Origin of the sequence: Cupriavidus sp. OV096, from assembly GCF_900115455.1 — a bacterium.
GTDB lineage: Bacteria > Pseudomonadota > Gammaproteobacteria > Burkholderiales > Burkholderiaceae > Cupriavidus.
This window is the reverse complement of the sequence record NZ_FOWM01000002.1, coordinates 134,340-146,031: the sequence shown is the minus strand read 5'-3', so window position 1 is coordinate 146,031 and position 11,692 is coordinate 134,340. Positions and strand designations below refer to the sequence as shown.

At 55.6% G+C, this 11,692-nt stretch carries 10 protein-coding genes and 1 pseudogene; 4 read left to right on the top strand and 7 right to left on the bottom strand.

Features of this window, described 5'->3' with window-relative positions:
• Positions 1–147 precede the first annotated feature (147 nt).
• On the top strand, positions 148–1,119 hold the full coding sequence (locus BM115_RS04625) for a restriction endonuclease (protein WP_092291143.1): 972 nt from the start codon (positions 148–150) through the stop codon (positions 1,117–1,119).
• 237 nt (positions 1,120–1,356) lie between these two features.
• Here the strand turns inward: BM115_RS04625 and BM115_RS04620 are convergent, their stop codons facing one another.
• The 7 genes and pseudogenes from BM115_RS04620 to BM115_RS04595 form a co-directional block, all read right to left on the bottom strand.
• Positions 1,357–2,298 carry a hypothetical protein gene (locus BM115_RS04620; RefSeq protein ID WP_143093855.1) on the bottom strand — a complete coding sequence of 314 codons (942 nt, stop codon included), beginning with the start codon at positions 2,296–2,298 and terminating at the stop codon, positions 1,357–1,359.
• Positions 2,299–2,710: 412 nt separating this feature from the next.
• Positions 2,711–3,733: a helix-turn-helix domain-containing protein gene (locus tag BM115_RS04615; protein WP_255370699.1), complete on the bottom strand. Its 1,023-nt coding sequence runs from the start codon at positions 3,731–3,733 to the stop codon at positions 2,711–2,713.
• A 96-nt stretch (positions 3,734–3,829) separates the two neighbouring features.
• A pseudogene (locus BM115_RS27580) lies at positions 3,830–4,135 on the bottom strand (TniQ family protein); the annotation flags it as partial.
• A 53-nt stretch (positions 4,136–4,188) separates the two neighbouring features.
• Positions 4,189–5,187: a TniQ family protein gene (locus tag BM115_RS27575; protein ID WP_092291137.1), complete on the bottom strand. Its 999-nt coding sequence runs from the start codon at positions 5,185–5,187 to the stop codon at positions 4,189–4,191.
• A gap of 67 nt (positions 5,188–5,254) precedes the next feature.
• Entirely contained in the window at positions 5,255–6,187 is a 933-nt protein-coding gene (locus BM115_RS04605) for a TniB family NTP-binding protein (RefSeq protein ID WP_092291135.1), read from the bottom strand.
• Positions 6,184–8,148 (bottom strand): DDE-type integrase/transposase/recombinase, encoded by a 1,965-nt coding sequence (locus BM115_RS04600; protein WP_255370698.1) that lies wholly within the window; start codon positions 8,146–8,148, stop codon positions 6,184–6,186. Before BM115_RS04600 ends, BM115_RS04605 begins: the two co-directional genes overlap by 4 nt.
• Entirely contained in the window at positions 8,129–8,617 is a 489-nt protein-coding gene (locus BM115_RS04595) for a transposase (protein ID WP_255370697.1), read from the bottom strand. Before BM115_RS04595 ends, BM115_RS04600 begins: the two co-directional genes overlap by 20 nt.
• Between BM115_RS04595 and BM115_RS04590 the strand changes: the two genes are divergently transcribed.
• The 3 genes from BM115_RS04590 to BM115_RS04580 are packed head-to-tail and all read left to right on the top strand — an operon-like array spanning position 8,531 to position 11,546.
• Positions 8,531–8,839, top strand: coding sequence for a restriction endonuclease subunit S (locus tag BM115_RS04590; protein WP_143093854.1), 309 nt, complete (start codon positions 8,531–8,533; stop codon positions 8,837–8,839). The genes BM115_RS04595 and BM115_RS04590 overlap by 87 nt on opposite strands.
• Complete coding sequence (locus tag BM115_RS04585) at positions 8,836–9,936, top strand: AAA family ATPase (RefSeq protein ID WP_092291129.1); 1,101 nt, start codon at positions 8,836–8,838, stop codon at positions 9,934–9,936. The genes BM115_RS04590 and BM115_RS04585 overlap by 4 nt, the downstream gene beginning before the upstream one ends.
• Positions 9,933–11,546 (top strand): type I restriction-modification system subunit M, encoded by a 1,614-nt coding sequence (locus BM115_RS04580; RefSeq protein WP_092291128.1) that lies wholly within the window; start codon positions 9,933–9,935, stop codon positions 11,544–11,546. Before BM115_RS04585 ends, BM115_RS04580 begins: the two co-directional genes overlap by 4 nt.
• The last annotated feature ends 146 nt before the right edge of the window (positions 11,547–11,692 follow it).

The window sequence follows — 11,692 nt, the reverse complement described above, 5'->3', positions numbered from 1 at the left end:
GCGCCCCGCCCAGAGCCAGCCTGGGCGGCCTGCTGCCGGCGACTGAAATTGTCGGAATTGGGGCGCAACCAAATGGAAGAGTGGCGTCAGACTGCCTTTGAGGCATGGCAACATATCAGCCATCCCACCAATTAACGGAACGAGCCTGTGCCACGAGATCTAGAAAAACAATCTGCACGCGGAGGGAGAGATTTCGAGCTTCTTGTCAAACGTATTAAGGAGCATCAATCCCCGGATGCTCGAATCAGTTCGCCGGAATTTGTTGATGATGTGGACACTGGGCAGCCGCGCGAAGTGGATATTGGCGTTCGCGTGCCGCGAAACGGCGATGAACGTTTCATTGCCATTGAATGTCGCGATCGCACCGCGCAGCAGTCTGTCGAGTGGATTGAGCAGCTAATCAGCAAGAAGGAAAGCATCGGCGCCGACGCACTAATTGCGATCACCAGTTCCCGCTTTTCGAAGCCAGCGCGTATCAAGGCGCTCAAGCATGGCATCATTCTCGCGGAGATGTCCCAGCGGTTGCCAGAAGAACTGAGCGAACTAGCGAAGTCATTCTTTATCAAGCTGGAGTACCTGGCACCAGAAATTCTGAGCATTGACCTTCAGCTTCCCAGCTTTCTTATCGAGGACCTTGACGCGTACCGGTACATACATAAGTCCTTCCCGCGCGATCTATCGCTCCAGGAATTGGCTCAGGTTTGGACCACGCCGAGCCTTGTGCGCGCGATCCCAAAGTTCGTCGAAGACTGGCACAAGTCAAAGTTCTGCCAAGTTGAGCTGGCCGAGATTGACGCCATGGTCATAGCCACGGGCATAACGTATCCAATTCAGGGCGCCAAGCTCACCTACAAACTGGCACATGGCGAGCTCGCACTCCCGTTGAGGGCCGTACAAGAGTTGTCGATGCTGGACGGTAAGTCGGACATCGACGCAAAGGCATTTGCGTTTGGGGCTGGCACCGGCACGCACAGCGAAGTCATTGTCGATTTACCGACGGGAAATCTTCGCTGGGATGTATTAGGCAAGGCGCTGCTTGACGAAGGCAAAGTCCTGATCGGCGTAAGCCTGTGGGCAGATGGGCCTGTGAGCATCACTACAATGAGGCTGGACCTTTAGCCGCGCCGGAACGGTCAGTGCATTCGGAATGCCGATGGCCGTGGGGGCTTGAGAGTTAGCACCCCATCGTCGAACCGCATCTCAATTGCTGGGCCATCCGTCCGATCGGAAGAGCGATTTTTTTGCTCCACTCGTTACACAATCTTCATCCGGCCACCCGCTCTGGGCTCCACAAGACCGGCAAGGAGGTAGTCTCGGCTTGGACAGAGTATTCCGTCGATAATTGCGCAGGGTGGCTCAAACTTCCGGAGGATGGCTTGTAGCTGCGAGCGACTTGTCCAGCGCCTCTTTGAACAATCCCCGAATCGCCTCTCGTTGGTACATCGATAGTCCCGTCGCCATGTATCCGTCTTCCTCCAGCATTTGCCAAAGCTCCAAGGCGGACGTGATTCCAAAGTTATCTCGCTCGGGGTCAATTCCAACGAGAAAGGCGGCAGGTCTTAGCGCCATGTCCTCCGGATATAGAGTTCCCCTCCGACTGGGCGTGTTGTCGACGTTGCGTCCGCCCAGGAGGACTTCACCGTATGCAACCTGCTTGATTTCCTTCGCCGGCGAGTAGGTACCTCGAATACGGACCCCATGCTTCCAGGCAATCGCAACGCAAGCGGTCAAATAGCCGCGTGACTTCCAGTAGTCGTATAGCCAATTGTTGAGCAGATGGTGCCGGTGTATGGCTTTGTCACCGATCCACCCGACCACTTCACTCAGAACAATTAGTGCATCACCCTCTTGCTCTTCCGGCGCTATCAATACACCGTCGAGATTACCGTCTGGATTGCTTGCCTTCAGCGCCTCGAGAAAGGGCGCGACAGATGCGGGATGCTTATAGAAATCGTGACAGGGATAGACCTCCGATTCTGCGCCTTCTAGCCATTCACGGCGTATGCCGAAGAGCTTGGAAGCTGCCTCAAGCATCGGTTCATCCAATTTGTCCAGGAGGGATATCTCATCCCGTACATCCTTCAAGGTCAGCCCGTGATCGAAGAATCGAGGTATCTGATTGCGATGTACGCCGTGACTTTCGAAAACACGGATGAAGCGCCCGGCTACGGTTTCTGCGGGGCGAGATCTCGTTTTACGAAGCCAAGCAACAAATTTCCCTATCGTCTCGATGAGCTTAACTGTACTGAGGGCTTCACCAATCATGTTCTTAGAGCAGACGAAAATCGGTGCTGGCATTGTAACCAAACCTGCCCTGCCATATATCCTCATCGATATCACGTCTCGGCCACAGCGGCAGAGAGAACGCCTGGAGTCCGCTGCCAAACATACTGCCGGCAAGACGTTCGCGCAGAGTCGGGCCCAGCGATAGGCTGAATTCCGCATGCCTTCAGCCGCTGGGCCACCTGTTTCGGGCTCGTTCTCGCCAGGGCTGCCAACTCAGTACCCAGAATATATTGCTCCTGGAACTCACTCAGTGCACGGACATCTACCCATTGGGCAACACGCCGACCGGCGCTGTCAGTAGTGGCTGGCAAGAGCCTAGCTCGCACCAGCGCATAGGCGACCTCCGGTTTCACGCCAAGCTGCACAGCTACCTCGCTGACGGAAAGCTTCGATGTTCCAACTTTTTCCGCAACAGGTCGCCATTTCACGAAGTCGTCCTTACTGAGGCGCCATTTCCCCATTTCTTGCTTGGAACTGGAGGCACCCAGACGGACAACTCCCCAGTCTGGATCGCACCAATTAGCGACACAAAGCCCTCAGCACTCGCGATGCTGCATTTCGCAAGCTGCGTCACTGAGACAGAGTTTTTCGGCTCAGTTGCCATTTGGCTCCCAGAATGAGCACATCGGTCCAAGGATATCGGATCAATCCACCATCGTTGCCCCGCCTTGGGAGTACCGCCGAGCACAGTCAGCAGCCCAGCCTCAAGAAGCTGCCGCACGCGCTTGCGACTGATTCCGAGATGTGCCGCAGTTTGCTCGGCGGTCATCATCTGTTGCACTCGACCGGCGTGGTTGCGCACCGTCGCAAGGTTCACGATTCGAGCACGTCTACCGCTTTTGTGTGTTTGCTCACGCGTCGGTATCTCTCGCCACTTTGCCATACGCTTGAGCAGCGCTGGCTCTACACCACTTTTCTTGGCTGCTTCGCATACGGGTACCCAAGTGTGGTTTCGAACAAGTTGTAGCCCGATGTTTCTATTGCGACATGCTAGCGGTGCCTCCCAATGATCGCGGATGTATGACTCGAAGGCCGTCCGTACAAAGTCAAAGCGTGGATCTTTGAGATGGTGATAGATATCCCAATAAATCTGCCCCATGGCTTCGCGAATCTTCCAGCTGGAAGCGTTGCGTCGCTGCTCGCGTATTTCACCGAGCATGTCCTCGAACCCATACGGCCAATTCATCAGCGCCTTGCCGGCTCCCTCTGCAATGGGTATTGCAACCGTCAATGCGCCGGCATCCTTCAACTTGAGGGGCTTGTTGGTGTTGACGATGCTCCCGCGAACGCCAACTCTCAGAGCGAGTTCGTGGAATTCGGACAACGTCAAGTCATCGGTAATGTGGTCACTACGCTCACCTGACCGAGCAACCCGAAGGGTGAGTTGCTGCGCGATCCACAGCGCTTCCCGACCAGCCGGCAGGACGGTGGCTGAGTCAGCGTCCACAAGCGACTTACCGCAGACGTCACACCGGAAGCATCGCATTGCCTCAATGTTAAGCGTGGTGCCACAGCTGCAGCAACGCTCTTGAAGCCATATGCTGTGGCGAGGACAGCAGGTCGCAAGCATCAAACACCAACTCGCTCGCCAGTATCCGGCCTCAATCACGCAGTGGGGACAAAACTTGCGGTTCCGATGACTCCAGACCCTCGCTGGGCGGGTGCTCGGATGCAGGAGTTCGTCGAATTGGTTATCCCAAATCAACGGATGCTCTACTTCGCGATCCCAGGTCCTCATACCAGTCTGGGAGGTCGATCGGAACGCTTTTACAAGCTCGGTCACGGTAAGCGCGTTGGAGTTCGCGCACCTAGCGAGGAAGCCGAGCAAGTCTTCGTCTTCGAGAGGCATTGGGACTACAGGAAGATCCAGCATGCTCGGCCTCGCTCAAGAGCGCTCACAGTCTATGAGCGCTGAAGAGTCAGCCATCGATACACCAATGGCGGTAGATACCGCTCTGCCCTAGCTCGGAACAACGGGAACTGGTCATCCGATTTAGCCCGTGACCCGTAGACGGTAGCGTTAGCAATACGATAGGCCGATTCGAAACCACCGCGCCAGTTTGAAAGAATGTGGGCCGCGTTCTCAAACACAGCGGTAACCCGGTCCAAGCGATACACCGCTTGACTAAGGTGAAGGCTAAGGCCTCTAGGCCCACGAGCAAGGTTTCCAAGGCATATCATCAAGTCGAGAAAATCGCCGAAATGCGCGTCTTCGGGCCATGTACTCAATATCGGGAACACACTATCCAACTGTTCATCCGGTTCCTGTCGAAATCGTCGCCGAATCTCCTTGGCAAGTTTGCATGCAGCAGAGCTTGCAGTAAGGACGGGGGCGTTGCGAAGGTCGGCCCCACATACACATGTGAAGTAGCTGTGGCGAAACATGTTCAGAGACCTCCTCGGACTGCAAGCACAGCGGTCAACCAGGTAGATACCGTGGTCGGCACAGACGGCATACGGAGCAAGGCTCCATTCCAGTGGGCCGTAACCGCGCTCGGAGACACACGTCGGGCAAAAACGACTGGCGCACCGAACAATGTGGCGTTCACGCAGGAGTTGGTGCCCCAGGATGTGAAGGTCCCCATCAACTGCTGTGGGTAGCATCGCCGCCAACGAGGCAGGTTCAATACTGAGTAACGGACTAAGGTGCTTATAGCAATAGCGCGACGGTCTCTGACAATGCGCACCAAGCGCCTGGAGCGCGACTCTAGCAGAGCCCAACGCGTTGTACTCAGCCACCCTGAACATGAGGCTCTCAAAGCTCTCGTAGGGATAGGGAGAGACTTGAACGGGTGGGGCTACACATGGTGTCGACCACTGACGAACGTCGCGCCGCCCCCATAGTGTTGCTTCAGGCTGCGGAACCTGAGGTGCCCCCTTCTCTCTGATCAGGCAGAACATAAGATGAATTGCTCCACATTGGATATATGCAAATGCAGCGCAGCGCCTACACCGGGCCGCCCGGAGGCTAGCGAAAAGTTTTATCGAAGCCCTCGAAGGGCTCGTGAATTCCGATCAGAGGGGTGAAAGTAAACTTTTCGTCAAACGGATTCCTATTCGGCGGTACGTCTGCCCAAACCTCGTCGCGAAACGCACGCGCGAGAACTGCGCGATCGATACCTCTTGCCTGGCCGCTCAGAACTGTCCATACAGCGCGATCCAGACTTTTAATCAGGTAGTCCATTAGACCAAAGCTAGCGTGATAAAGACGGTGCAACATATCGCCCTCTGTGAGGTCAACGGTTGGGACGGGCAATATCCCCCCGATGCTGCCTACCAAGGAAGCAAATCGACGTTGGCCCTCACTCGTTGCCCAACTGAATCGCTCAAGTTCGACGATGGCGGAGAACCTTCTTCGCAACTGCTCGTTAGTCCAAAGCAGTTGGAGGGCACGCCTCAGCGCGACAAGAACGACGGTGATTTCTGAGCTATTCATTAAATTCTTTAGCCAGTCGGCAGCGTCGTAGGTGCTGCTTCGTTTGTAGTCGACCAGGTGCTGCGCCTCGTCGAGAACTAAAACTTCTGTATGCAAATTCCGAAAAAGTTTAGCGGCGCGGGCCATCTTCAGCTCTGCAGGGTGCCTCTGTGCTGTTGCCAGAGGATCGCCAAGGCCAATCAATATCGACGTTGCGAGGGATTTCTGCGTCGGCGACGCCGGAATCTCAACGTGCACCGCTCGACATGATTGTCCGGGGACACACACCTGCGGAAATGCCGTGTTTAAGTACTCCCTAACAGTTGTGGTTTTGCCGGCCCCGCTCGGCCCCAACACCATAAGCCCTCGACTGCTTCGCGAGCGAAGGACATCTTGATGCACCTCACTCAGTCGATCGAAAGCCCTAGATACTTGAGACGTCTTGATGAACTGATGGCGGAGAGAAAATTCATTCGATGCATTCATGATTGATCTCCTGAAATGCCGGGAAGGGTTCGAGGCCGGATTTCGAGCGTCGGCGGCGGTGACTCGAGGTCGAAAAGGGTCTGAGCAGCAGGCGGTGACTCGTTTGCGGCCGGCCTGAACTGGCGTTGATTCCCCTCTTTGTCGAGCTCCATCTGTGCGGCGTAGCGTCGTTTGCGCAGTTTGTTGGACCTCTTCGCCACCTCAACATCTGCCATGATCTGCCGAAAGGCCTCAAAGACTGCATCAGGGTTGCTGGAATTGCCGCTGAGTTCCCGGGCCCGCTGCCGGGCTGCGCTATAGATGTCTCGGCTCATCCCAACCATCCTCGAATCCTTGTTGGGCACCTGCAGAAAGAGATTGCGGCCGGGATCGCGAACCCATACATGACCCAACTCATCACGAAAGCGAACGTCAACTCGCGCTTCTTTCCCTAAACGCAAACGCAGTTCGGAAAGCTCGGCAGAGTGGTACTGCTGTCGATCGACCTCGACTCCATAGTGATGAAGGCGTACGTCTGCCCGATGAGAAAGAACGCACTCAAGCTCATCCAGATCTAGGGGCAAAAGTGGGGGACGCTCGACCTCACCTTGCACCCAGGCCTTGGCTGGCGTGAGACCACCCAAACCGCGATGAGGCTTCTGGAGATAACGATCGACTATCCACTTCATGACCGCTGACTCGAGATCAGTGAGAGTGAGGCAAGCCAATTTCTCTGACGGGTAATCACCGCGCTCTCGCGTGTTGGAGAAGGTAGTTCCCGGCAAACGGTGAATCAGATCCTCCGCCATGGTGCGAAAGAATCGCTCAACCGCGCCCTTCATCTCTGGACCTCGCGAACGTGGAAACAGAACCTCGATACCGAGTTCGTTGAACGCTAAGATCAGCCCATTCGCATGAAACTCGGCGGCGTTGTCAGGAACGATATAGCGAGGTAGCCCACGAGCACGCCACTCATTGACGACCATTGGATAGTTGGCGAGCCATGCATGTTTTGGGCGAATAGCTCGCTCGATGGTTCTGAGAACACTCTCAGTGTTCGGCGCGGACAAGTGAATGAAGAAGGCCATGACCATACGGCTATGGCGATCGAGTATGACCGTGATGTACGGACGACCGATGACCTCGCCACTTTTCGGGTCGACGATAAGCACGTCCAGAAGCGTGTGATCGATCTCCCAGCGCTCTAGGATTTTGTCGACCGTCAATTGGCCCGTTGCGTTGCGGTGCTTCCTGTCCGCCGCATGTTTTCCGAGTCGCGCGCAGTCGACCTGATATGGATCCAGTCGAGCGATATAGCGCCTAAGCGTCATTTCAGACGGTAGCCTCAACTGCTGAGATGGCAAACGTCCTCTATTCACGCCATCCACGCGCGAGCGGAGATCCTCATAGACTTGCCTGATTGTCGGCCGCTCGGGCTTGAGGTATGACTCCTCGAGGCATATCTGGAGCAGATCTTCTAGATCGCCTTGGATGACTGCGGCGCGGCCCTTCTTGCAGTGCTGAGGAACGAGCTGAACGACACACATTGTGCGATAACGACGTGCCCAGCGACGCACTGTTTGCGGAGAGGGCGGCTGCTTGGTATCGTGGATCACCGCATGGATTGCCATTAAGCGCTTGTGAAGCTCGTGGTCGTTGGGCAACCTTGAACCAACTGGCTGGAAGAGCGCCTCAAGGTAGGACCGTCGGCGCAGCGCCTCATCTGAGTGCGCTTTGGGAAAACAGGTCAGATCTGGCGGCGCGTTCCTGATCAGGGGAATGGTGTCGATGTAAGGCTGCGCCGGATCAAGCACCAGTTCCCGCTGCTCATACAGTCGATAGAACTCGGCTTCAGTGAACACGACCGGCTCGCCAAAGTCATCCTTGAACGCGAGCCGCCTGTCCATCAGCCGATTTGCAAGCACCAATCGCCTACCATTATGGAGAACACTCAGTCGCGCCCTAAGCGAAAAGGTCTGCATGACGATGCCCTCCTTCAAGATAGATAGCAGCGTCCGGAACGATTGGCTGATCGAGATCAACTCCCACGATGCCCAGCCCCAGCAGACGCCAAGCATCACAAAGGCCAACCAACGAAGTGAATTCCGACATCGTCTGGGGAGACTCGCTCCTGAGCTTGTGGCGAAAGCGCTCGAGCTCGACGCTGGTGAGGGGCGCTCGGCGTTGGTACATCACTTCCAGCACGTTTGAGGCGCGAGGCTCCGTATCCAACTGCTTGTCTGTGACTACACGGAACCGTCGACCAGATTGAGCAAAGTGGACTGCCGCAGCTGCCAGACGTCGCGCCACCCGCTCTGATTTGAGTCGGATGTCAGGTTTCACTTCGAACCACCCCTCCGTACCGTGCTTCAACCGCAAGGCGGCGTGAACCCTGTTTTTTTCTATTTTCTGCTGAAGCTGCCGGGAACACTCCAAGTTCTTACCGCGCATTCGAGAGGCTTGACCGAGGACAGATTGCGCCTGTACTACGACGATTTCGCCAAGGTGCAGGTGCGATGCCCATCGCCCCCCGAGCAGAAAAAAATAGCGGATTGCTTGTCTTCTATCGACAATTCCATCGCCGTCCAAATAAGGCAAATCGATGTGCTCAGAACTCATAAGAGTGGCTTGATGCAGCAGCTTTTCTCAGTCGGCGCTGAGGTGCAGGAATGAAGCCGAGCCAAGCCTTCGCCGACCTGCCTGCGCTAGCCACGCAACTGCGGCAGGTGTTGGAAGACAAGAAAACCATCCTGCTCTATGCCTACAATGGCACCGGCAAGACGCGGCTATCGATGGTATTCAAAGACATCGGCAAGCAGGGCGATGCTCGCGACACGCTCTACTTCAACGCCTTCACCGAAGACCTTTTTCACTGGGACAATGACCTGGACGGCGACAGCGACCGCCGGCTCACGCTCAACGCGGCATCGCGCTTTTTCGTCGGCCTAGCCGAGCTGGAGATGGACAACCGCATCCGCCCATTGCTGCAGCGCTATACGGATTTCGATTTCCGCATCGATACGCAGGGATGGGTGGTGCGCTTCTGGCGCACAATGAACGGGCAAGTCATCGACAACATCAAGGTGTCGCGTGGCGAGGAGAACATTTTCGTCTGGTGCTTCTTCCTTGCCATCGTCCAGTTGGCGCTGGATGGCGCGGAGGCTTACCAGTGGGTGAAATACATCTACATTGACGACCCGATTTCGTCGCTGGATGAGCACAATGCGATTGCCGTGGCTAACCACTTGGCGCAACTGCTCAAGCGGCCCGAAAGCAAGCTCAAGACTGTGATCTCGACGCACCACACTTTGTTCTTCAATGTGTTGTGCAACGAGTTGGGCAAGGCCCGCAAGTATTTCGTCAACAAAAATTCAACGGGTAGTGGCTACGTGTTGCGTGAGGAAATTGGCGACACGCCGTTCTTTCACCATGTCGCAGCACTGGCAGAGCTGTACCAGGCTGCGCAGGAGGACCGGCTTTTCACCCATCACTTCAACATGCTGCGCACCATTTTGGAGAAGACAGCGAGCTTTCACGGCCACAAGAACTTCTCGGCCTGCATCAAGCAAGAAGACGATGACCCGGATGGCATCTTGTATACGCGCCTGATCAACATCCTGAGCCACGGCAACTATTCACTGTTCGAGCCCCAGCAGATGCTGGACGAGAACAAGGCTTACTTCAGGAAGATCCTGCACGATTTCCTGAATCGCTATCCCTTCAATCCAGATTTATTTCCTCAAGCCGTTGAGGAAGCAGACACCCAATGACTGACCTCGAAAAACAAAAGCTCGGCAAGATCCTCTGGGCCATTGCAGACCAATTGCGCGGCGCAATGAATGCGGACGATTTCCGCGACTACATGCTGGCTTTCTTGTTTCTGCGCTACCTGTCCGACAATTACGAGGCTGCCGCCAAGAAGGAGTTGGGACGGGACTACCCGCGGCAGCTCGACAGCTCGGTATCCACTCCTTTGCAATGCTGGTACGAGAGTAACGTGGACGACGTGCCGGAGTTTGAGAAGCAAATGCGCCGCAAGGTGCACTACGTGATCGAGCCGCAATTCCTTTGGGGCAACATTGCCGAGATGGCACGAACACAAGATGTGGAGCTCCTAAAAACCTTGCAGAAGGGCTTCAGTTACATCGAGACCGAATCCTTCGCTAGCACGTTCCGAGGGCTGTTCTCGGAGATCAACCTGGCTTCCGACAAGCTCGGCAAAACCTATGCGGAGCGCAACACCCGCCTATGCAAGATCATCAAAGAAATTGCTGACGGACTAAGGCAGTTTTCCACCGATAGCGATACGTTGGGTGATGCCTATGAATACCTGATTGGTCAGTTTGCGGCTGGCTCGGGCAAGAAGGCGGGCGAGTTCTACACGCCTCAGCGCATTTCGGACATCTTGTCGGCCATCGTGACGCTCGATAGCCAGGAGCCCGCTACAGGTAAGCGCTCCCATCTCGACAGTGTGATGGATCTGGCCTGCGGCTCAGGTTCCCTGCTATTGAACGTGCGCCACCGCATGAAGGACGCAAAGGGCACGATCGGAAAGATTTACGGCCAGGAAAAGAACATCACCACCTATAACCTGGCGCGCATGAATATGCTGCTGCATGGAGTAAAGGATTCGGAGTTTGACATTTTCCATGGCGACACCCTGCTCAACGAGTGGGACATGTTGCGTGAGACCAATCCGGCCAAGATGCCGAAGTTTGACGCGGTGGTGGCCAACCCGCCCTTCAGCTACCGTTGGGAGCCCACCGTAACACTAGGCGAGGACGTCCGGTTCAAGAATTACGGCCTGGCGCCTAAGTCTGCTGCCGACTTTGCCTTCCTGCTGCACGGCTTCCATTTCCTGAAGCAAGACGGGGTGATGGCCATCATCCTGCCGCATGGTGTGCTATTCCGTGGTGGTGTGGAGGCGCGCATCCGCACCAAGCTACTCAAGGACGGCCACATCGACACGGTGATCGGCCTACCGGCCAACCTGTTCTTTTCCACGGGCATCCCGGTATGCATCTTGGTGCTGAAAAAGTGCAAGAAGCCGGATGATGTACTGTTCATCAACGCAGCCGAGTACTTCGAGAAGGGGAAGCGGCAGAACCAGATCCTGTCTGAGCACATCGACAAGATCATCGACACTTATCAGTTTCGCAAGGAGGCTGCACACTATTCGCGGCGCGTGGGCATGAAAGAAATCGAGAAGAACGATTTCAATCTGAACATCTCACGATACGTCAGCACGGCGGAAGCCGAGGAGGAAATCGACCTCGCGGCGGTGCATGCTGAACTTGTTTCACTCGATAAGAAGATCAAGAAGGCCACCAAGCAGCACAACGAATTCCTCAAAGAGCTGGGGTTGCCGCTGCTGTCATGATGAGCGATGTGGATGACCTACGGGCTCGAGTACTAAGCCATCAAGGACAAATGCCACTACAACCCCATGCTCGGTGACGATACGTTATTCAGGTCGCACCTCAGTTCGGCGGAAGAGTTTACGGCACCAACCGCGAGCCGTTGAAA